The sequence below is a fragment of the Vibrio sp. OY15 genome (assembly GCF_000742455.1).
Taxonomy (GTDB): Bacteria; Pseudomonadota; Gammaproteobacteria; order Enterobacterales; family Vibrionaceae; genus Vibrio; species Vibrio alginolyticus.
The window spans coordinates 33,578-56,150 of the sequence record NZ_JPIL01000017.1; the positions used below are offsets into that span (position 1 = coordinate 33,578).

A 22,573-nucleotide genomic window follows, 5' to 3' on the forward strand; every position below is an offset into this window, starting at 1 on the left:
GATTTGGCAGAATCAGACGGTCAGGAACGCACCGAAGAAGCCACGCCCCGACGGTTACAACAAGCCAGAGAAAAGGGGCAGGTCGCTCGATCTAAAGAGCTTGCATCAGCATCTGTGCTGATCGTTGGCGCCATTTCATTGATGTGGTTTGGCGAGGCGTTAGCACGTTCATTGTTTTCCATAATGAGCCGTTTATTTGATCTTCAACGAGAAGAGATTTTCGATACTGCAAAACTGTTTGATATCGCTTTGGGCGCGATGAGTGATTTGTTGTTCCCACTATTTTTGGTGTTAGCGACATTGTTTACCGCCGCCATGATTGGAGCAGCAGGTGTGGGAGGAATCAGTTTTTCTGCCCAAGCGGCCATGCCCAAGCTGTCGAAAATGAATCCGCTTAGCGGCTTAAAGCGAATGGTTGGAATGCAAAGCTGGGTAGAGTTGATCAAATCAATCCTTAAAGTGGTTCTGGTCACTGGTGTCGCCATCTATTTGATCCAAGCATCACAGGCCGATCTGATTCAATTGAGCATGGATGTGTATCCGCAAAACATCTTCCATGCTTTAGATATTTTGCTGAACTTTATTTTGCTGATCAGTTGCTCGCTATTGATTGTGGTTGCCATCGATATTCCATTTCAAATTTGGCAGCACGCCGATCAGTTAAAAATGACCAAGCAAGAAGTCAAAGACGAATACAAAGAGACTGAAGGTAAGCCGGAAGTGAAAGGCCGTATTCGTATGTTGCAAAGGGAAGCGGCTCAACGTCGAATGATGGCGGACGTTCCTCAAGCTGATGTTATTGTTACTAACCCAGAGCACTTCTCGGTAGCGCTTCGTTATAAACAGAAGACAGACCGTGCGCCAGTCGTGATCGCTAAAGGTACTGACCACATGGCGATGAAGATTCGAGAAGTCGCCCGCGAACATGACATTACGATTGTGCCCGCACCACCTTTGGCTCGTGCGTTGTACCACACGACAGAGCTCGAGCAAGAGATCCCCGATGGGTTATTTACTGCCGTCGCTCAGGTTTTGGCATTTGTATTCCAATTGAAGCAATACCGAAAACGAGGTGGACAGCGCCCGAAAATTCAAGATTATGATTTGCCAATCCCGCCCGAGCACCGTCATTGATACGAAAAGCGGTAAAGCCTTAAAAAAGCTCGTTTGATCAAAAGCTAAGCTCTATTTGAGTGTTTAGTCATTATTTTGGCGCTAATTATGGTACATAGATTGCTTAAAACGCTTTAATTATCAACCCTACCTAAACTTTTAGGCTAAAGCGGTCGCGTATTAATAGTAAGAGCTTACGTGACGCTTCAATCGATTGAGATCTCTCGCAGTATGAAGTTAAGCCTGCCGTTTGCAGATAAATTGCCACGAATCCCTCAACGTGAAATGCCAGCTATTGGTGCTCCGGTGATGGTTTTGGCCACCCTAGCGATGGTGGTACTGCCGATTCCAGCATTTTTGCTGGATATGTTCTTCACCTTTAACATCGCGCTGTCGATGGTGGTGTTGTTAGTGACCGTTTACACACGTCGCCCTTTGGACTTCGCTGCTTTTCCAACGGTATTGCTGATCGCCACGTTGCTCCGCTTGGCTTTGAACGTTGCCTCGACTCGTGTCGTCTTACTGCATGGTCATGAAGGCGGTAATGCGGCAGGTAACGTAATTGAGGCGTTCGGTAACGTCGTTATTGGTGGTAACTACGCGGTCGGCCTAGTGGTTTTCCTCATCTTAATGATCATCAACTTTATGGTGGTGACCAAAGGTGCGGGTCGTATCTCTGAGGTAAGTGCTCGCTTTACGCTTGATGCGTTGCCGGGTAAGCAAATGGCGATTGATGCCGACTTGAATGCCGGATTGATAGACCAAGAGCAGGCAAGAGTTCGTCGTTTTGAAGTGACCAAAGAAGCGGATTTCTATGGCTCGATGGATGGTGCCTCGAAGTTCGTAAAAGGTGACGCGATTGCCGGTATTTTGATTCTGTTTATCAACATCGTCGGCGGTCTGTCGATCGGTATGGCGCAGTATGGATTGGGTTTCGGTGAAGCGATTGAAATCTATACCTTACTGACAATCGGTGATGGTTTGGTCGCACAAATCCCATCGCTATTGCTGTCGATTGCAGCGGCAATGATGGTGACGCGCCAAAACACCGATGAAGACATGGGGGAACAACTGGTCTTCCAGATGTTCGACAACCCAAAAGCGCTGATGATTACTGCGGCTATTCTTGGTGTGATGGGCATCGTACCGGGCATGCCACACTTTGCGTTTTTGAGCCTGGCAGTCGCGGCCGGTGCAGCGGCATATTTCATCGACAAACGGCAGAAGCAGAAAGCGAAAGAGCCCGCTTTACCAGCAACAGCAGACGAAGGTACAGAACCTTCCTCACAGCGCGAACTGTCTTGGGATGACGTCCAGCCAGTCGATATTATTGGCTTGGAAGTCGGTTATCGCTTAATCCCTTTGGTGGACAGAGACCAAGGTGGGGAACTGCTAGAGCGCGTAAAAGGCGTGCGTAAAAAGTTATCGCAAGATTTTGGGTTCCTAATTCCAGCGGTTCATATTCGTGACAATCTTGAGCTGACCCCAAACAGTTACCGAATTACATTGATGGGGGTTGCGGTGGGCGAAGCAGAGATTCGTCCGGATCAAGAGCTAGCGATTAACCCAGGTCAGGTGTATGGCATGATTGATGGTGAGCCAACCATTGACCCTGCTTTTGGACTGGAAGCCGTATGGATCCGAGAAGATCAGCGTGAGCACGCGCAGGCTCTGGGTTATACGGTTGTTGATTCATCAACGGTATTAGCGACGCACCTAAGCCAGCTATTGACCAACAACGCATCACAGCTAATTGGTCATGAAGAAGTAGAGAATTTATTAGAAATGTTGGGACGCAGCGCGCCTAAGTTAGTCGAGAACTTTGTTCCTGACCAATTACCATTAGGTGTGGTGGTGAAAGTCCTACAAAACTTGTTAAACGAGGCCATTCCAATCCGCGATATTCGCACGATTGTTCAAACTTTGGCTGAGTACTCAAGTAAGAGTCAAGAAGCTGACATATTGACGGCAGCAGTTCGAATTAGTCTTAAACGTCTAATTGTTCAAGAAATCAATGGTATAGAGCCTGAGTTACCAGTGATTACTTTGATACCTGAACTGGAACAAATATTGCATCAAACTATGCAAGCATCAGGAGGCGAATCCGCGGGGATTGAACCGGGACTCGCTGAGCGATTGCAGTCTTCACTAAGCCAAGCGACACAGGAACAAGAACTGAAAGGCGAACCTGCCGTTCTGCTTACTTCTGGTGTATTACGCTCGACGTTGGCGAAATTTGTGAAGAACACAATACCTAATCTCCGGGTACTGTCTTACCAAGAAATCCCGGATGAAAAACAGATCAGAATTGTGCAAGCCGTGGGTAACTGATCTCACGCATCATTAATGGATTCATAGTTTGAAAATAAAGCGATTTTTTGCCAAAGACATGAGAACGGCGCTGCTCCAAGTGAAAGAGGAGTTAGGCGCGGAAGCGGTGATCATGTCAAACAAGAAAGTGGCTGGTGGAGTAGCGATTGTTGCGGCGATAGATAGTGAATCTAATCCGTCTCAAGCAAGCGCAGCGTCACAGCAAAATCGCGGTGCTTCTCAATCGAATCGCTATAACGAACATCGTCAAATGTCATCGTCTTCTGCTGATCGTTACCAAGATCGTCATTTAGATGAAGATAAAATTAGCCTGAACAGTAATAACAGTAACAATGAAAAAACAGGCTCAATGACGCAGCGATTCGCTAATATGCTTAAGCAATATAGCGGTGGTGCAGCAGATGCTGACGACCACGTAGCGGAAAATGAAGATTCGCTCTCTGCTTTGCTGCAACGCCAAAATAAGCATCGCGACGGCTACAACCAAGAAAAGCCAGCGCCATATCAACCAGATTCACCTTTGGCGAAGCTAATCGCACAGGACAATCGATTTGAACGTCCGACGCCCAAGCTGGACCCGACGCGCTATGACCGACGTCGCCCAAGTGATGAGCGTGACGAATCGGCCGATGAGCTAGAAAGCATGCGCGAAGAGATGACGTCAATTCGTCGTCTGTTGGAGCACCAAGTTTCTGGTCTGATGTGGCAAGAAGTAGAACGCCGTGAGCCACTAAGAGCAATGCTGATTAAGCGCTTAGAGCGAATGGGCGTTTCTCCGGAGTTAGCAGACCAGATGGCCTGTTATATCCCGGAAGATACAAAGCCAGCGCGAGCGTGGAAAGCGTTATTGTCGCTGGTGGCGGATCAAATCAATATTCCTAAACAGGACATTTTAAAACGTGGTGGCGTAGTCGCATTGTTGGGTCCGACGGGGGTTGGGAAAACAACAACCGTAGCGAAACTCGCAGCACGCGCAGCCATGGAATACGGTGCCGACAATGTGGCCCTTGTGACAACAGATACATATCGCATAGGTGCACATGAGCAGCTCTCAATTTATGGAAGAATCATGGGTTGTCCCGTAAGAGTTGCTAAAGATTCTAACGAGTTAGCCGATGTTATATATCAGCTAAGAAACAGAAGACTGATTTTGGTCGATACGGCAGGGATGGGGCAACGAGATGTGAGGCTTTCCGAGCAGCTCGACACTCTAATGCAAGAGAGCGGAGAAGTGATTCACAGCTACCTTGTTTTGCCGGCTACCGCACAACGTCGTGTTCTACAAGAAACGCTGGATCACTTCCGACGTATACCACTTTCGGGTTGTATTATGACGAAGCTTGATGAGTCATTAAGCCTAGGCGAATTCATCAGTGTAGTGATTCAAAACGCAATGCCAGTAGCTTACATCGCTAATGGTCAGCGCGTACCAGAAGACATTGTGATAGCGCAACCAAAATATATGCTTGCGAAAGCAAATGAACTGTTAGAGAAGTCGACAGAGAACGAACCTCACTTTTGGAACAGTGACAGTGAAGGACTCTAAGGCGGCGGACTACTATGACTGAGAATATGATACACGATCAAGCAAGCGGCCTCCGTCGCTTAACACAACCATCGTTGACCAAAGTGATTGCTGTTACTGGCGGCAAAGGTGGTGTGGGGAAATCAAACGTAACACTGGGTCTGGCGATTTGTATGGCTCGCCAAGGCAAGAAGGTGATGGTTCTCGACGCTGATTTAGGTCTGGCCAATGTGGACGTGATGCTCGGAATTCGTGCAAAACGTAATCTAGGACATGTCTTAGCGGGTGAATGTGAGCTAAAAGATGCGATTGTCGAAGGGCCTTATGGTATAAAGATAATTCCTGCAACTTCTGGCACACAGAGCATGACAGAGCTTTCTCACGCTCAGCATGCTGGACTCATTCGAGCATTTGGTAGTCTTGAAGACGAAATGGATGTCCTGCTGATTGATACCGCTGCTGGTATCTCTGACATGGTAATCAGTTTTTCGCGAGCAGCTCAAGATGTGGTTGTAGTTGTGTGTGATGAACCGACGTCAATCACAGATGCCTATGCATTAATCAAGCTGTTGAGTAAAGAACACCAAGTTCAACGCTTTAAAGTTGTAGCAAATATGGTCAGAAGCTACCGTGAAGGGCGAGAATTGTTTGCAAAGTTGACACTAGTCACAGAGCGATTCTTGAATGTTAGCCTTGAACTCGTAGCATGTATTCCATTAGATGATAAAGTACGACAGGCTGTAAAAAGACAAAAAATTGTCGTTGATGCGTTCCCACGCTCGCCTGCCGCTTTAGCTATCAGCTCACTAGCAAACAAAGCGTTGACGTGGCCACTACCGAAAACACCAAGTGGACACTTGGAATTTTTTGTGGAAAGGTTGCTAAATCGTACCGAATTCGCAGAGGACCCTTTTGGTGAATAAAGCGATAACCTATGACCAACATGGCAAATTTAATAGCCAGCAGGCGTTCATTGAACGTTATTCAGTGTTGGTTAAGCGCATTGCTCACCACCTACTAGGCCGTTTACCGCCGAGTGTTCAGGTAGAGGATTTAATTCAGGCCGGCATGATCGGTCTTATCGAAGCTCAGCAGAATTATGATGGTTCTAAAGGTGCGAGCTTTGAAACTTATGCAGGTATCCGTATTCGTGGCGCAATGTTAGATGACATGCGTAAAGGCGATTGGGTACCGCGTTCTGTTCATAAAAATAATCGAGAGATTAACCAAGCGATTGCGGAGCTGGAAGGCGAATTAAATCGAGATCCTACTGATTCTGAAGTAGCCACGCATCTCGGGATGACACTGGATCAATATCATAGTGCTCTTACCGATATCAACTGCTCAAAATTAGTCGGTATTGAAGATTTAGGCGTTTCTGATGATGTGATTTCACCGGCGGATGAAACCGATGACAGCAACCCATTCAAAGGGGTAGTTGATGAATCATTTCGAAAAGCACTGGTTGAATCAATAAAACAGCTTCCAGAGCGTGAAGCTTTGGTTCTTTCGCTTTATTATGATGAAGAACTCAATTTGAAAGAAATTGGCGATGTGTTAGGCGTAAGCGAATCTCGCGTAAGTCAAATACTGAGTCAAGCGATGCAACGTTTACGTACCAAGCTCAGTGCGTGGACACAAAATGACTAAAAACACTGATTTTACGATTCAGTGGAGGCAATTTTGAATAAAAACATGAAGATCCTTATTGTTGATGATTTCTCAACAATGCGCCGTATTGTTAAAAACCTGCTTCGTGACTTGGGTTTCAATAACACTCAAGAAGCGGACGATGGTTTAACCGCATTACCAATGCTGAAAAAAGGTGACTTCGATTTTGTTGTAACTGACTGGAACATGCCAGGTATGCAAGGCATCGATTTGCTTAAACACATCCGCGCGGATGCAGAACTTAAGCATCTGCCAGTTCTAATGATCACGGCTGAAGCGAAGCGTGAGCAGATCATTGAAGCTGCTCAAGCAGGTGTAAACGGCTACATTGTTAAGCCATTTACTGCTGCAACATTAAAAGAAAAATTAGATAAAATTTTCGAGCGTTTATAACTCTCTCTTTCTCTTTGTTATTCGAGTCATTCATACCAATTATTAAATACCTATTAAATGACTCGTTTAGCGTTTTCAAAGTGATAAGAAGAACTAAACGTAAAAGGGTCTATTCAGAATGATCTCACTAGAGCAGGCGAAGTCACTCGTTCAAATGCTAGAAAACGGGGAACAAGACCAAGCCAATATGCTTGTTGCCTCGATCTACGAAGGTGCCGATAACCCAATGCTGCAAGAAATTGGAGCGTTAACTCGAGACCTTCACGAATCACTCAAGCAGTTCAGTCTCGATCAGCGCATGACCGAAATTGCGAAAGACGAAATCCCTAACGCTAGGGATCGTCTCAATTATGTGATCGAGAAGACAGAGCTTGCAGCCAACAAAACAATGGATGCGGTCGACTGCTGCCTTCCTATCGCTGATAACCTGCATGATTGCCTTCTAAAAGTTCGTCCTCAATGGAATGAACTCATGCACGGGCGCATAGAATTAAGCGAATTTAAAGCACTGTGCCACCGAATTGACGGGCTATTAGTGCAAGTCGAAGGTGACAGCACTGAATTGCGCGGCCAATTGACCGAAATTCTCATGGCGCAAGACTTCCAAGACCTAACTGGCCAAATCATTCGCCGCGTAATTACGTTGGTTAATGAAGTTGAAGGCCGCTTAGTGGAAATCCTAACCGTATTCTCTGGAAATAAACTTGAAGAACACATTCAAGTTTTGTCAGAACCGGCAGATAAAAAGAATACACAAACAAGCGAAGCCGAAGGCCCGATTCTTCATCCAGAACTGAGAGAAGATGCGGTTTCATCGCAGGACGAAGTCGATGACTTGTTGTCCAGTCTTGGATTTTAAAGGTAACGTATGAGCTACGATTTAGACGAAGATATTCTTCAGGACTTTCTCATTGAGGCTGGGGAAATTCTCGAGCTGCTTTCTGAGCAGTTGGTTGAATTGGAAAATAACCCAGAAGACAAAGACTTACTTAATGCTATTTTCCGCGGGTTTCATACCGTAAAAGGCGGTGCCGGCTTCCTTTCATTGGCAGAGCTAGTCGATACTTGTCATGGTGCGGAGAACGTGTTCGACGTTTTACGAAACGGTCAACGCACGGTAACGCAAAACTTAATGGATACGATGCTAAAAGCCTTGGATACGGTTAATACCCAGTTCCAGGCTGTTCAAGATCGTGAGCCGTTAGAAGCTGCGGACCCTGAGCTTCTTGAAGAACTTCATCGTCTATGCAAACCTGAGTCAGAAGATGAAGTAGCGGCAACCGTAGTTGAAGAACCAGTGGCTACTCCAGAGCCTATTATTCCCGAGCCTATCATCGAAGAACCTGCTGCGCCGTCAGCACCATCAAGTGTCGGCTCTGTTGATGAAATTACCCAAGACGAATTCGAAAAGCTACTTGATGAGCTTCATGGTAAAGGTTCAGCGCCAGGCACCTCAATGTCTGCGACACCTACAACGCCATCTGAACCGCCTCAATCGAGTGCACCATCAGTTGAAAGTGGTGATATCACTGATGATGAGTTTGAACGTTTACTCGATGAACTGCACGGTGTAGGAAAAAGCCCTTCTACGGCAGAGGCTGCTGCATCTGCATCCGTACCAGTAGAGCCACCTAAAGCGGCAGAGCCTTCCGCTCCAGTGGCATCTTCATCAAATCAAGACAGTGACTTAATGACGGACGAAGAGTTCGAAAAGTTACTCGATGAGCTACATGGTTCAGGTAAAGGTCCAACGCTAGAAGAATTGGATATGGCAACGAAGCCAGCGTCAGCAAACGTAGAGCAAAGCCCTGCGAAACCTGAGCCTGTTGCTAAGCCAGCACCCGTTCAAGCAGCGCCAGCACCAAAACCAGAATCTAAACCAGTCGCGGTAAAAGAAGAAGCCAAAGCACCAGCGGTTAAAAAACCTCAGGCTGAAGCAACCGTTCGTGTTGATACCTCGACACTTGATACCATCATGAACATGGTGGGTGAGCTCGTATTGGTTCGAAACCGCCTATTAAGCCTTGGTTTGAATAGCGACAACGAAGAGATGTCCAAAGCGGTCGCTAACCTTGACGTGGTAACTGCGGATCTACAAGGCGCGGTAATGAAAACGCGTATGCAGCCAATTAAGAAAGTGTTTGGCCGCTTCCCACGCGTTGTTCGTGACTTGGCTCGTAACCTAAATAAAGACATCGTGCTAGAAATGCGCGGTGAAGAAACCGATCTCGATAAGAACCTTGTAGAAGCATTGGCCGATCCGTTGATTCACTTGGTACGTAACTCGGTTGATCACGGTATTGAAATGCCAGACGCACGCGCGAAGGCCGGCAAATCACGCACAGGTAAAGTGATTTTGTCAGCATCGCAAGAAGGGGACCATATTGAACTATCCATCGTAGATGATGGTGGCGGTATGGACCCGAACAAACTGCGTGGCATCGCGGTGAAGCGTGGCATGATGGATGAAGATGCGGCGGCACGTTTAACAGATAAAGAGTGCTTCAACCTTATCTTCGCACCTGGTTTCTCAAGTAAAGATAAAATTTCTGACATCTCTGGTCGTGGTGTGGGTATGGACGTGGTTAAGACGGCGATCAATACCTTAAACGGTTCAATCGATATCGATTCTGAGCTAGGCAAGGGCACTAAGATTACGATCAAAGTACCACTAACGTTAGCGATTTTACCGACTCTGATGGTTGGTGTTGGCGGTCATCCTTTTGCTCTACCACTGGCTTCGGTGAGTGAAATTTTCCACTTGGATCTTAGTCGTACAAACGTGGTAGATGGTCAGCTGACGATTATTGTGCGTGAGAAATCTATCCCACTATTTTACTTACAAAACTGGTTGGCATCCAAATCGCAAAACGTCCAAGAGCGTACTGGTCACGGTCACGTGGTGATTGTACAGATTGGTAACCAGCGCGTTGGTTTTGTTGTGGATACGCTTATTGGTCAAGAAGAAGTGGTTATTAAGCCACTCGATAATCTATTACAGGGCACTCCAGGTATGGCTGGTGCGACAATTACTAGCGATGGCCATATTGCATTAATTCTAGATGTGCCTGATTTACTTAAGCGATATGCTGCGGCTTCACGCCTTTAAGCAAAGCTGACGTTATTAAAAGGAATAAGATGGCGATTAAAGTACTAGTCGTTGATGATTCGAGTTTTTTCCGACGTCGCGTGAGCGAAATCATCAACTCAGAATCGCGCCTAGAAGTGATTGACGTTGCGGTAAATGGTAGAGAGGCGGTTGAGAAAGCCAAATCTCTCAAACCTGACGTCATCACGATGGATATTGAAATGCCAGTGATGGATGGCATTACAGCTGTACGTGAAATAATGGCCGCTGCTCCAACGCCAATTCTAATGTTTTCGTCCCTGACCCACGACGGGGCGAAAGCTACGCTTGATGCGCTAGATGCGGGCGCATTGGACTTCTTACCGAAAAAGTTTGAGGACATTGCGCGTAACCGTGAAGAAGCGGTGTCATTACTTCAACAGCGTGTGATTCAGATTGCCTCGAAGCGCGCTTTCATGCGTCGACCTATCGCTCGCCCAACAGCGAGTACCAGCACGACTACTCGACCATTAGGTTCAAGAACGGCTTCACCTGTGACTCCAACACCAACTCGACCTGCTGCGACAAAGTACCGTGCTTCTGGTAAGAAGTATCAACTGACGGCAATTGGAACATCAACAGGTGGCCCCGTTGCTCTACAAAAAATTCTGACGCGTTTGCCGATGAACTATCCGCATCCGATTGTATTGATTCAACACATGCCAGCAACGTTTACTGCTGCGTTTGCCAGTCGTTTGAACACCTTGTGTAAGATTCAAGTGAAAGAAGCACAAGATGGCGATGTGTTACAGCCCGGTGTGGCATACCTTGCACCAGGTGGGAAACAAATGATGGTGGATGGACGAGCGGGCGCTGCTCGTCTTCGCATTATTGATGGCGGCGACCGCATGAACTACAAACCATGTGTGGATGTGACTTTTGGTTCTGCCGCAAAAGTATATGGCGACAAAGTGCTCTCTTTAGTGTTGACAGGCATGGGTGCAGACGGTCGTGAGGGCGCTCGCATGTTGAAGTCTTCAGGCTCAACAATTTGGGCACAAGATGAAGAAAGTTGTGTTGTTTATGGCATGCCCCAAGCGGTTGCTAAAGCAGGCATTTCTTCAGAAGATTTACCGCTTGACCGCATTGCTGAACGCATGTTGGTGGAAGTTGGCCTAGCTTAGGATTCATCATGATTGTTTGGAGTGTAGCTAACCAGAAAGGAGGCGTGGGTAAAACCACCTCAACAGTGACATTGGCGGGCTTATTGAGCCAGAAAGGCCATCGAGTATTGATGGTTGATACTGATCCTCACGCCTCACTGACTACTTATCTCGGTTATGATCCTGATGCAGTAACTTCGAGCCTATTTGATTTATTCCAGTTGAAGACGTTTTCTCGTGAGACGGTTAAGCCGTTGATTTTAGAAACAGAGCTGGAAGGAATGGATATCATTCCCGCGCATATGTCCCTTGCCACGCTTGATCGCGTAATGGGTAATCGCAGTGGTATGGGATTAATCTTAAAACGGGCGCTGCAAACTGTCTCACAAGACTATGACTATGTGTTGATTGACTGTCCGCCAATCCTTGGCGTGATGATGGTGAACGCGTTGGCAGCCAGTGACCGAATTTTGATTCCTGTTCAAACAGAGTTTTTGGCGATGAAAGGTCTAGAGCGCATGATGCGTACGCTAACCATTATGCAAAAATCTCGCCCGGGCGGTTTCAAAGTGACTATCGTCCCAACCATGTACGATAAGCGCACGAAAGCGTCATTGCAGACATTGATGCAACTGAAAAAAGATTACCCAAATCAAGTGTGGACCTCAGCGGTGCCTATTGATACCAAGTTCCGCGATGCCAGTTTAAAGCACTTGCCAGCTTCGCATTTTGCATCTGGTAGCCGTGGTGTGTTTGCCTATAAACAGCTACTGATTTACCTGGAGAGGTTGGCGTTCGATGAGCAGTAATGATGTGCTGTCCAGTGAACAAGCACTTGATGACTACTTTAATGCATTACTGGATGATGAAACTGAAATAACGACTCTTGAGGAAGACCTTGACCTGTTGGCTCAAGAGGTATCATCTGCAGAGCCAGAGCCAGAGCCAGAGCCAGAGCCAGAGCCAGAGCCAGAATTACAGCTACAATACTCGGAGCCAGAAACGTACCAGTTTCAAGAAACATATCCGCCAGAGTTGGAAGCTCCAAACCTGGAAGATGTTCAAAGGCTATTAAGTCAGCTTGAAGCAAGCAACCCAGTGGCTGAGTTGGATATTGATAGTATTCTTGAACAAAATACGATTGATATTGCAGCAGAGATAAAAGCGGCTGAGCCTGAGGTACAAACCTTTAGTGAGGTGCCTGAGCTTCAGGGTGTTGAGGAAATACAGGACTGGGTGATTGATGAGCCAGTTTTTGAGGAAGCGCAACCAGAGGTGGATGAACCTCACGCAGTGATCGAACAAAGTATCAATATAGAATCGAACGTCGATACTGAACTCGAAACACAAGCAGATTCCGATATACCAACGGTCTGGGAAAGCACGAAGCGAAGTGAGAACTTCCAAGTTCTTTACTTTGATGTGAATGGTGTCACGTTTGCTGTACCTCTTGATGAGTTAGGTGGTATTCATCGCATTAGCGAGCTTAACCATTTGATAGGAAAACCCGCCTGGTATTTGGGGCTACAAACAAATCGCGAGCAGCAGTTTGATGTCGTCGATACCGCGAAATGGGTGATGGCAGATAAGCTTCGTGATGATAGCTATAAAGATAACTACCAATATGTCGTCATGCTTGGTGAGAGCATGTGGGGGTTGGCCAGTAACCAATTAATGGGGACTGAAACGCTTAATATCGACAAGGTTCGCTGGCGTGAGCAGGCGGGTAAACGCCCTTGGCTAGCGGGCATGGTAAAAGAAAAAATGTGTGCCTTAATTCATGTCCAGGCGCTCATTGACATGCTAAACGCCGGTTTAGATGTCAAATCACTGAATTAGATTTAAGTCGGGAACGACATTAACGAGGATTAACTATGTCTCAAGCTTTTGAAGTAGAAGTGAAGAAAGATGCATCGAATGACGAAGTTCTTCAGTGGGTGACGTTCCAGCTAGAAGAAGAAACGTACGGCATCAACGTAATGCAAGTTCGTGAAGTACTTCGTTATACTGAAATTGCCCCTGTTCCAGGTGCACCAGATTATGTACTTGGTATCATCAACCTACGCGGTAATGTAGTTACTGTTATCGATACACGTTCACGTTTTGGCCTGATGGAAGGCGAAGTCACTGACAACACTCGTATTATTGTGATCGAGTCTGAGCGTCAAGTGATTGGTATCTTAGTAGATAGCGTGGCAGAAGTTGTTTATCTGCGTTCTTCTGAAATTGATACGACGCCTTCAGTTGGTACCGACGAGAGTGCGAAGTTCATCCAGGGTGTGAGCAACCGTGACGGCAAGCTTCTTATCCTTGTGGATTTGAACAAGCTGCTAACAGATGACGAGTGGGACGAGATGGCTCACCTTTAATGGCTGAATGATGATGGCTGAAGAGACTCTTTTATCTGCCCCATTCCTTGCGGGTGGCGTTGCTTTTATCGTGTTGGTATTGGTTGTTTTGCAACTGCGGATTCGCTCGGGGTTACAAAAGCAGTTAGATCAACAACGAGCTCAATCTCGACACGCAGATAAAGAAGTGCAAAAGTTGAGTAAGCAGTTACTCGAAGTGCGCTCGGTTGTTGTTGGTCTTGGACAAAAAGTGACCGAGCAACAAGACATTATTCAGCACTTAAACGAGAGAATTCGCGAACTCGAACACGCTGATACTGATGGTCGCTTGTACAGTCGCGCTTCTAAAATGGTACAGCTTGGCGCTGATATCAACGAGCTGATTGAAGAGTGCGAACTACCAAAAGCCGAAGCTGAGTTGATGCTTTCACTGCAGAAGAAACTGGCGGGGAAAGAGAAGATTCCACCATTAAGTGGTCAGCCATCAGATGACTCAGAATATCCAACGCGTGGACGTCGTCGACGCTAAAGGTTATCAAGCGAAAAAAAGAGGCGTTATTACGCCTCTTTTTTTGTTTTTAGCCTCTAATGCTCTTCTTAAATACAACCCTAGACAACCTTCAGTCGATCTTGCTCTTAGTTCTGGCCTCTCAAATTCAAAATGAGCGCTTATAACTACTTATAGTTAATTTTATTAAAGTGTGATGATTAATTAACAAAAATACATGAACTTACATGTAACCTAGCCCTCTTATCCTGTTTTGTCATAACTAAGCTGTGCTAATATAGCGGCTCGTTCATTTTTTAGTTGAAGCTCTATGTTAGAAGTGTCTAACCTGACAGCAATCCGTGATGAAAGGGTTCTGTTTGAAAACCTGCAGTTTGAAATTAAGCCTGGTGAATTGGTCCAGATCGAAGGGCGTAATGGTACTGGTAAAACTACATTGCTACGGATTGTGACAGGGTTAGGTGATAGAGAAGAAGGTGTCATTAAATGGAAAGGCGAAGAGGTTGAAAAATCTCGTGATGTTTTCCATCAAGATCTGCTTTTCTTAGGACATCAAACAGGAGTGAAACGAGAGCTTACCGCATTAGAAAACTTACGTTTTTATCAATCTATTCAAAATAATCGCTCTTCAGACGAAGAAATCTTTATCGCTTTGACTCAAGTAGGATTAGCTGGTCGAGAAGATGTGCCTGTAGCACAACTTTCCGCAGGTCAGCAACGACGAGTCGCATTGGCAAGGTTATGGCTCAGTAAGCAAATTTTATGGATCTTAGATGAGCCGTTGACTGCCATTGATAAGCAAGGTGTCAAGGTGCTTGAATCTTTGTTTGCAAGTCATGCTGATAATGGCGGTATTGTTGTGTTGACGACGCATCAAGATATGTTTGCGGACAGCCCGAAACTTAGAAAAATAAAGCTGGGTGACTGATATGATTTCCTCGATGACCACCATCATTCGTCGTGAGCTCCTAATCGCATTTCGCCGTCAGGCAGACATTCTGAACCCGCTGTGGTTCTTTATTATTGTCATTACTCTCTTTCCTCTGAGTATTGGACCAGAGCCTAATTTGTTAGCACGTATTGCAGCGGGCATCGTTTGGGTTGCCGCATTGCTGTCCGCCTTATTATCATTAGAGCGTCTATTTCGTGATGATTTTCAAGACGGTGCACTAGAACAAATGATGCTAATGCCGATTCCATTGCAACTTGTAGTGGTTTCAAAGGTCATAGCACATTGGTTGTTAACAGGGTTACCTCTGATTTTAATTAGCCCATTATTGGCGGTTTTACTTTCGCTCGACTTCAATACTTGGCTATCGGTTGTATTAACCTTGATGATCGGTACACCAACACTAAGTTTTATTGGCGCCATTGGTGTGGCGTTGACTGTTGGGTTGCAAAAGGGTGGCGTTCTTTTGAGTTTGCTTATTCTTCCGCTCTACATCCCAATTTTGATTTTCGCAACATCGGCAATTGATGCTGCCGCACTCGGTATGGCGTATAACGGTCAACTAGCGATTTTAGGTGCGATGCTAATGGGGGCGATGACATTAACGCCTTTTGCCATCAGTGCCGCATTACGAGTTAGTGTCAACTAACTCAATAAAGTGCCAATGAAGCGGCGCTTGATCAAAGAATTATTATTAAAGCACTGCTACGGTCTCAACCCTTTAGACAGTGTCCCTGAAGTAAGAGTGAGAACAAAACATGTGGAAATGGCTACATCCTTATGCCAAGCCAGAAGCAGCTTATCGTTTGAGTGGTAAGTTTCTGCCTTGGTTTTCTGTATTGGCCCTCGTATGCTTATCGGTTGGTACGGTTTGGGGGCTTGCATTTGCGCCTTCAGATTACCAACAAGGTGACAGTTTCCGAATCATCTACATTCATGTCCCATCAGCTATTTGGTCTATGGGCGTTTATATGTCGATGGCGATCGCTGCATTTATTGGCCTAGTATGGCAAGTTCGCCTATCTGATATGGCGGCACTTGCGATGGCTCCGATTGGTGCAGTATTTACTTTTATTGCTCTACTTACAGGTGCTGTTTGGGGCAAGCCTATGTGGGGCACTTGGTGGGTATGGGATGCCCGTCTTACATCTGAATTGATTCTTCTATTTCTCTACCTTGGTGTGATTGCGCTTTACCATGCGTTTGACGATCAAAAAACCGCCGCAAAAGCTGCTGGTATTTTAGCGATCGTAGGCGTAGTAAACCTACCTATCATTCACTTTTCCGTGGAATGGTGGAACACGCTTCATCAAGGTGCGACGATCACGAAATTTGAACAACCGTCTATTTCATCCGACATGCTTTGGCCGTTATTGCTGAACATCTTTGGCTTTGCGTTCTTCTTTGGTGCCGTGACGATGGTCCGTTTTCGTAACGAAATCATCAATAAAGAAAGTCACCGCCCTTGGGTGCGCAAACTCGCAACAGAACAAACTCAGTGAGGTAACTGATTATGCATTTTGAATCTCTGAGCGACTTTTTTGCCATGGGTGGCTACGCATCATACGTATGGAGTGCGTTTGGTATTACTTTCTTATCCATGCTGATTCTTCTGATCACTAGCCTTCGCCGCGGTGATGCATTATTGAAAGAAGTGAAAGCAAAAATTGACCGTCAAGCTCGTATCGACGCAGCGAAGAACATGGAGAACACCTTATGAACCCGAGACGTAAAAAGAGGCTAGGTATTGTACTAGCGATCTTTATCGGTATTAGTGCCACCATTGGTTTGATACTTTATGCGCTTAACCAAAATATGGACCTTTTCTACACTCCAACGGAATTGGTTAATGGTAAGCCAGATGGCACCAAGCCAGAAGTAGGCCAGCGTCTGCGTATCGGTGGAATGGTGGTTGTGGGCTCAGTTCGTCGAGATCCTAATTCTTTGAAAGTGAGTTTTGACCTGCACGATGTCGGTCCGAAAGTGACGATTACCTATGACGGTATTCTTCCTGACTTGTTCCGTGAAGGGCAGGGTATTGTTGCTCAAGGTGTACTGAAAGATGCCACGACAGTTGAGGCATTTGAGGTCCTAGCGAAGCACGATGAAGAATACATGCCACCAGAAATTGCAGAAGCGATGAAGAAAACGCATGAACCGCTTCAATACAGCACCGAACAGAAACAAGGAAGCGGCCAATGATTGCTGAAATCGGTCACTTTGCTCTCATTCTTTCGCTTGCAATGGCAGTGCTGTTGAGCGTATTGCCATTGTGGGGAGCATCGAATAATAACACCATGCTCATGAACACAGCGCGACCGCTATCTTGGTCTATGTTCCTGATGCTGTTGTTCTCTTTCGCCATTTTATGTTGGGGATTTTATACCAACGACTTCACGTTACAGTATGTAGCGAGCAACTCGAATAGTCAGCTTCCTTGGTACTACCGTTTAACCGCAGTATGGGGTGCGCACGAAGGTTCACTGTTGCTATGGGTTTTAATCCAAGCTGCTTGGACTGTCGCTGTAGCGACGTTTAGTCGTGGTATGCCGCAAGAGTCGGTTGCACGTGTACTTGCTGTTATGGGCATGATCTCAGTGGGTTTCCTACTGTTTATCATCCTAACGTCGAACCCATTCCTACGTACGTTACCGTTCTTCCCGGTTGACGGACGTGACTTGAACCCTCTGCTTCAAGACCCTGGTTTGATTGTTCACCCGCCAATGCTTTACATGGGCTATGTTGGTTTCTCGGTTGCATTCTCTTTTGCGATCGCATCCCTAATGACCGGACGCCTTGATACGGCTTGGGCTCGTTGGTCTCGTCCTTGGACAACCGCTGCATGGGTATTTTTAACACTTGGTATCGCACTAGGTTCTTGGTGGGCTTACTACGAACTTGGCTGGGGTGGCTGGTGGTTCTGGGACCCAGTAGAAAACGCATCATTCATGCCTTGGTTAGCGGGTACCGCATTAATGCACTCTCTTGCCGTGACAGAAAAACGCGGAACATTTAAAGCGTGGACGGTACTATTGGCAATCTCTGCATTTTCGTTGAGTTTGTTGGGCACCTTCTTAGTCCGTTCCGGTATTTTAGTATCGGTGCACGCGTTCGCGTCTGACCCGTCGCGCGGTATGTTTATTCTAGGCTTCCTCGTTTTCGTTATCGGCGGCTCTTTATTGCTGTTTGCCGTAAAAGGGGCAGCAGTGCGTGTACGAGGTAACTTCGACTTAGTCTCACGTGAAAATGCGCTCTTAGCCAACAACGTATTACTTATCGCCGCTCTTGTTGTGGTGTTAGTGGGGACACTGTTGCCGCTCGTACACAAGCAGCTTGGTTTGGGGTCGGTCTCTATCGGTGCGCCATTCTTTGACATGCTATTTGCGTGGTTAATGATGCCATTTGCTTTCCTGCTTGGTATTGGCCCTCTTATTCGTTGGAAGCGAGACAATTTATCTAAACTTGTGAAGCCAATGCTCGTTTCAGGTGTGCTTGCTTTCGCCTTGGCCGCGCTATGCGTGTACCTGTTTGCCGATTTCTTCTCAACCATGGCTTACATTGGTTGGGTGATGGCGATTTGGATTATTGCGATGCATGGCTTTGAACTGTACGAGCGCGCAACGCACCGTCATAGCTTTAGTGAAGGTGTTCGCAAGCTGCAACGTAGCCACTGGGCAATGATGTTGGGTCATGTTGGTCTGGCGGTATCTGTTATCGGTATTGCGATGGTACAGAACTACAGCATCGAGCGTGATGTACGTTTAGCACCTGGTGAACACTTCCAAATTCAAGGCTATGATTTCTATTTCTCAGGCTTGCGTGATAAAGATGGTCCAAACTACGATGGCTACATCGCAGACTTTGAGATCACACACGATGGCAAATACGTGAATACGCTTCACGCAGAGAAGCGCTTCTACCGTACGGCTAAGTCTATGATGACTGAAGCAGCCATTGACCGTGGTATTAGCCGCGACTTATACATTGCAATGGGTGAACGTTTAGACGACAACCGATCTTGGGCTGTTCGTATTTACTATAAACCGTTCGTTCGTTGGATTTGGGCTGGCTCTTTGATTATGGCACTAGGCGGCGCACTAGCGATTTCTGATAAACGCTACCGCTTCCGTAAATCGCCGAAGAAAAATGCGAAGTCAAAAGAGCAGGAGGCATAACATGAATAAGAAAATCTTATTTATTCCGCTTGTCGCTTTCATGATTCTAGCGGGCATTTTCGCAACCCAATTAATGCGTAACCAAGAGGGCGATGATCCAACTAAATTGGAGTCGGTTTTGGTTGGCAAGCCAGTTCCTGAATTTCATTTAGAAGACCTGGCTGAGCCTGGAAAACAGTACGACCAATCAATTTTTAAAGGTGAACCGTTGCTCTTGAACGTTTGGGCAACGTGGTGCCCAACGTGTTATGCAGAGCATAAATACCTAAACGAATTGGCGGGTAAGGGCGTTAAGATCATCGGTATGAATTACAAAGATGATCGCAATAAAGCAATAGGTTGGCTGAATGATCTCGGCAACCCGTACTTGATCAGCCTATTTGATGGCAGTGGTATGCTTGGCCTTGACCTTGGCGTTTATGGTGCTCCAGAAACATTCATTATTGATGCAAATGGTGTGATTCGCTATCGCCATGTAGGGGATGTAAACCCACGTAATTGGTCAGAAACACTGGAGCCGCTTTACAACAAATTGGTTGAGGAGGCGAAGCAATGAGAAAGCTAATTCTTGCCGTTTTTGCTGCGATGACATTATCTCTTGCTGCTCATGCGGCCATTGAAGTGTACGAGTTTGATAATTTGGAACAAGAACAGCAGTTCAAAGAGTTAAGCCATACGCTCCGTTGCCCTAAATGTCAGAACAACACGATCTCGGATTCTAACGCTGAACTTGCTCAGGACTTACGCCATAAGGTGTACGAAATGACCAAAGAAGGTAAGTCCAAAGATGAGATTGTTGATTACATGATCGCCCGTTACGGTAACTTCGTGACTTACAACCCACCATTTACGGTCGCGACTGCGATTTTGTGGCTAGGGCCACTCGCTGTAGTACTGGGTGGTTTTGGTTTGATTGTGCTGCGTAGCCGTAAATCTAAAGTTAAGGCAAAAGCGAGCAGTGACGAGCAATGGGATGAGCAAAAAGAAGCTCGTTTAAAAGCATTGCTTGAAGAAGAGAACAACGGAGATAAGAAGTAATGACACTATTTTGGATTTCCACCGTTGCTCTCACGCTTATTGCTTGTGCGCTGGTGGCTTTGCCGCTGCTTAAACAAAAAGCGAACAATGATGATGTGTTACGCGATGAGCTCAACAAGGCATTTTATAAAGACCGACTATCTGAGCTTGCAGAAGAAACTGACGAAGGTCTGGTTGAAAGTGAAGACGAACTGATTTCTGATCTAAAGCAATCACTGCTTGACGATATCCCTGGTGATAGAGCGCAAAAAGAAACCAAGGTTTCTCCAATCGCAGTTTTAGTTCCATCGGTAATTCTGACGGTGGTGCTGAGCTATGGTTTGTATTATAAATTTGGCGCGTCAGACGATATTGTTCAATGGCAAGAAGTGTCTGCAAATCTACCTGAGTTATCGAAAAAGCTGATGTCGGCTTCTTCTGAGCCGCTGAGTGACGATGAAATGGCGGATTTGACCCTTGCCCTTCGAACTCGCTTACATTACCAGCCGGAAGATTCGACAGGTTGGTTACTGCTAGGTCGTATTGCGTTAGCAAATCGTGATGTCACCACAGCTATCGATGCGATGGAAAAATCATACCGCCTAGAGCCCAAAGATCCTGATGTGATGTTGGGTTATGCACAAGCTCTGATGCTGTCTCAAGAGGAAATGGATCAAGCGACGGCTCGCTCATTACTCGGCAAGCTGATGCAGCAAGACTATGTCGATCTGCGTGTGTTTTCTTTGTTAGCGTTCGATGCGTTTGAGCGTCAAGACTTCCCGGCAGCCATCAAGTACTGGGGAATCATGCAGCAAATGATTGGTCCAGAAGATAGCCGCTACGAGATGTTGTCACGCAGTATTGAGAGTGCTCGTAAGCAAATGGGCGAAGCGGTTTTACCGGATAAGAGTGTAGCTGTGACAATTAATGTGGCACCAAATGCTCAGTTGGATCCAAACGCAGTTCTGATTGTGTCAGTACATCGTTCAGATGGCTCTCCAATGCCTGTGGCTGCTGCTCGTTATCCGCTAGGTACTTTCCCTCGCACAGTCGTATTAGATGATGGCAATGCCATGATGCAAGGGCAAAAGTTATCTTCACTCGATAAGCTAATCGTCCGTGTGCGTGTAGATTCTGACGGTAACGTAGCAACGCGTGATCAAGATTGGCACGGAGAAAGTGACGTCGTTGAATTTGGCGCACCAGTAGAAGTGACCATTGATCAGCAGTATTAATTGTTAACATCTGTCTCTGAAACATGACAACGAGGTAGAGTCAGTTGCCTTTAGTGGTATGACTCTAAACGATCGAGTAGAATACCGAAGGCCAGCGATTGCTGGCCTTTATTTATTCCCATATCTGAGTCATCTTTACTATGTATCCTGCTCAACATACGTACAATGGTTAATCGGGGTGACTTAGGTACATTAATAGTCGTTATGGAAAATAAAATGTATAACAAGGGTAAATCTACCTTCTTGTTGCTGTTAGCCGTTGGACTGGTTGGCTGTTCAAGTGCGCCTGATGAAGCAGTAACAGGACAAGAAACAAATCAAACGACTTCTGATGTGTATGACCCGTTGGAAGGCTTTAACCGAACCATGTGGGAACTCAACTACGAATATTTAGATCCGTATTTGGTTCGTCCTGTATCACTTGCGTATGTAGAATACACGCCAGTTCCTATTCGTTCTGGTATCGCTAACTTCTTATCGAACTTAGATGAGCCAGCAAGCATGGTTAATAACTTAATCATGGGTAATGGTACGAAAGCCGTGGACCACTTTAACCGTTTTTGGATTAACTCGACGTTCGGTATTTTCGGTTTATTCGATATTGCAAGTGCCGCGGGTATTACGAAGTACGACGAGAAAGCGTTCAGTGATGCAGTAGGCCACTATGGTGTTGGAAATGGTCCTTACTTCATGGTTCCAGGTTATGGTCCGTATACCTTACGTGAAGTGACAGATACCGTAGATAGTACGTATTTACCCCTCTCTTATCTCAACTTCTGGGCGAGTTTGGGAAAGTGGGCGTTTGAAGGAATGGAGAAGCGTGCTTTATTAGTACCGCAAGAAGCGCAGCTAGACTCGTCGCCGGATCCATATATTCTAACTCGCGATGTTTATATCCAGCGTCAAAACTTTAAAGCAGAAGTTGAAACGGTAGAAGAAGTTAACATCGAAGAAGAAGAGTATTTAGATGAATATCTAGAAGACTTTTAAGCGTTGTTCTTCACAATAGAGAAATGAAAAAAGGCTTAGCTGATACTAAGCCTTTTTTGTATTTTGTGTGCCGTCCTAAATAAGGTTG

The 22,573-nt window shown here is 46.1% G+C and carries 23 protein-coding genes; all 23 read left to right on the forward strand.

All coding sequences use genetic code 11. From position 1 onward, the window contains the following. The first annotated feature begins 3 nt into the window (after positions 1-3). Positions 4-1,134: a flagellar biosynthesis protein FlhB gene (gene flhB / locus IJ23_RS19315; RefSeq protein ID WP_005380490.1), complete on the forward strand. Its 1,131-nt coding sequence runs from the start codon at positions 4-6 to the stop codon at positions 1,132-1,134. A 210-nt stretch (positions 1,135-1,344) separates the two neighbouring features. Continuing rightward, on the forward strand, positions 1,345-3,444 hold the full coding sequence (gene flhA, locus IJ23_RS19320; protein ID WP_025998722.1) for a flagellar biosynthesis protein FlhA: 2,100 nt from the start codon (positions 1,345-1,347) through the stop codon (positions 3,442-3,444). Positions 3,445-3,472: 28 nt separating this feature from the next. Then, positions 3,473-4,990 (forward strand): flagellar biosynthesis protein FlhF, encoded by a 1,518-nt coding sequence (flhF, locus tag IJ23_RS19325; protein WP_033907111.1) that lies wholly within the window; start codon positions 3,473-3,475, stop codon positions 4,988-4,990. Between the two features lie 14 nt (positions 4,991-5,004). Then, complete coding sequence (locus IJ23_RS19330) at positions 5,005-5,892, forward strand: MinD/ParA family protein (RefSeq protein WP_005380498.1); 888 nt, start codon at positions 5,005-5,007, stop codon at positions 5,890-5,892. Beyond that, positions 5,885-6,619 (forward strand): RNA polymerase sigma factor FliA, encoded by a 735-nt coding sequence (locus IJ23_RS19335; protein WP_005380499.1) that lies wholly within the window; start codon positions 5,885-5,887, stop codon positions 6,617-6,619. The genes IJ23_RS19330 and IJ23_RS19335 overlap by 8 nt, the downstream gene beginning before the upstream one ends. A gap of 45 nt (positions 6,620-6,664) precedes the next feature. After that, positions 6,665-7,033, forward strand: a complete 369-nt coding sequence (gene cheY / locus IJ23_RS19340; RefSeq protein ID WP_017635949.1) for a chemotaxis response regulator CheY — start codon at positions 6,665-6,667, stop codon at positions 7,031-7,033. A 118-nt stretch (positions 7,034-7,151) separates the two neighbouring features. Next, positions 7,152-7,892, forward strand: coding sequence for a protein phosphatase CheZ (locus IJ23_RS19345; protein WP_005380502.1), 741 nt, complete (start codon positions 7,152-7,154; stop codon positions 7,890-7,892). 9 nt (positions 7,893-7,901) lie between these two features. After that, the gene (locus IJ23_RS19350; protein WP_005384459.1) at positions 7,902-10,142 is read left to right on the forward strand and encodes a chemotaxis protein CheA; all 2,241 of its coding nucleotides are present in this window, start codon (positions 7,902-7,904) and stop codon (positions 10,140-10,142) included. Between the two features lie 29 nt (positions 10,143-10,171). Next, positions 10,172-11,284 carry a protein-glutamate methylesterase/protein-glutamine glutaminase gene (locus IJ23_RS19355; protein ID WP_005384458.1) on the forward strand — a complete coding sequence of 371 codons (1,113 nt, stop codon included), beginning with the start codon at positions 10,172-10,174 and terminating at the stop codon, positions 11,282-11,284. A gap of 8 nt (positions 11,285-11,292) precedes the next feature. Further along, entirely contained in the window at positions 11,293-12,072 is a 780-nt protein-coding gene (locus IJ23_RS19360) for a ParA family protein (RefSeq protein WP_005380505.1), read from the forward strand. Next, a complete protein-coding gene (locus IJ23_RS19365) occupies positions 12,062-13,102 on the forward strand; it encodes a chemotaxis protein CheW (RefSeq protein WP_033907112.1) in 1,041 nt (346 codons plus the stop codon). The genes IJ23_RS19360 and IJ23_RS19365 overlap by 11 nt, the downstream gene beginning before the upstream one ends. A gap of 35 nt (positions 13,103-13,137) precedes the next feature. Beyond that, positions 13,138-13,632 (forward strand): chemotaxis protein CheW, encoded by a 495-nt coding sequence (locus tag IJ23_RS19370; protein WP_005380507.1) that lies wholly within the window; start codon positions 13,138-13,140, stop codon positions 13,630-13,632. A 13-nt stretch (positions 13,633-13,645) separates the two neighbouring features. Next, positions 13,646-14,140 (forward strand): DUF2802 domain-containing protein, encoded by a 495-nt coding sequence (locus IJ23_RS19375; RefSeq protein ID WP_025767176.1) that lies wholly within the window; start codon positions 13,646-13,648, stop codon positions 14,138-14,140. 289 nt (positions 14,141-14,429) lie between these two features. After that, positions 14,430-15,047: a cytochrome c biogenesis heme-transporting ATPase CcmA gene (ccmA, locus tag IJ23_RS19380; RefSeq protein WP_005380511.1), complete on the forward strand. Its 618-nt coding sequence runs from the start codon at positions 14,430-14,432 to the stop codon at positions 15,045-15,047. 1 nt (position 15,048) lies between these two features. Next, a complete protein-coding gene (gene ccmB / locus IJ23_RS19385) occupies positions 15,049-15,717 on the forward strand; it encodes a heme exporter protein CcmB (RefSeq protein ID WP_005380512.1) in 669 nt (222 codons plus the stop codon). A 109-nt stretch (positions 15,718-15,826) separates the two neighbouring features. Next, positions 15,827-16,570 (forward strand): heme ABC transporter permease, encoded by a 744-nt coding sequence (locus IJ23_RS19390; protein WP_033907113.1) that lies wholly within the window; start codon positions 15,827-15,829, stop codon positions 16,568-16,570. A gap of 11 nt (positions 16,571-16,581) precedes the next feature. Then, on the forward strand, positions 16,582-16,788 hold the full coding sequence (gene ccmD / locus IJ23_RS19395) for a heme exporter protein CcmD (RefSeq protein WP_005380515.1): 207 nt from the start codon (positions 16,582-16,584) through the stop codon (positions 16,786-16,788). Beyond that, positions 16,785-17,270, forward strand: coding sequence for a cytochrome c maturation protein CcmE (gene ccmE / locus IJ23_RS19400; protein WP_005380516.1), 486 nt, complete (start codon positions 16,785-16,787; stop codon positions 17,268-17,270). Before ccmD ends, ccmE begins: the two co-directional genes overlap by 4 nt. Further along, the gene (locus IJ23_RS19405; protein WP_017635943.1) at positions 17,267-19,243 is read left to right on the forward strand and encodes a heme lyase CcmF/NrfE family subunit; all 1,977 of its coding nucleotides are present in this window, start codon (positions 17,267-17,269) and stop codon (positions 19,241-19,243) included. Before ccmE ends, IJ23_RS19405 begins: the two co-directional genes overlap by 4 nt. 1 nt (position 19,244) lies before the next feature. Continuing rightward, on the forward strand, positions 19,245-19,799 hold the full coding sequence (locus tag IJ23_RS19410; RefSeq protein WP_005380518.1) for a DsbE family thiol:disulfide interchange protein: 555 nt from the start codon (positions 19,245-19,247) through the stop codon (positions 19,797-19,799). Then, positions 19,796-20,281 carry a cytochrome c-type biogenesis protein gene (locus IJ23_RS19415; protein WP_005380519.1) on the forward strand — a complete coding sequence of 162 codons (486 nt, stop codon included), beginning with the start codon at positions 19,796-19,798 and terminating at the stop codon, positions 20,279-20,281. Before IJ23_RS19410 ends, IJ23_RS19415 begins: the two co-directional genes overlap by 4 nt. Then, complete coding sequence (gene ccmI / locus IJ23_RS19420) at positions 20,281-21,495, forward strand: c-type cytochrome biogenesis protein CcmI (protein WP_033907114.1); 1,215 nt, start codon at positions 20,281-20,283, stop codon at positions 21,493-21,495. The genes IJ23_RS19415 and ccmI overlap by 1 nt, the downstream gene beginning before the upstream one ends. A 216-nt stretch (positions 21,496-21,711) precedes the next feature. Beyond that, positions 21,712-22,485, forward strand: coding sequence for an MlaA family lipoprotein (locus IJ23_RS19425; RefSeq protein ID WP_005380523.1), 774 nt, complete (start codon positions 21,712-21,714; stop codon positions 22,483-22,485). Positions 22,486-22,573 lie beyond the last annotated feature (88 nt).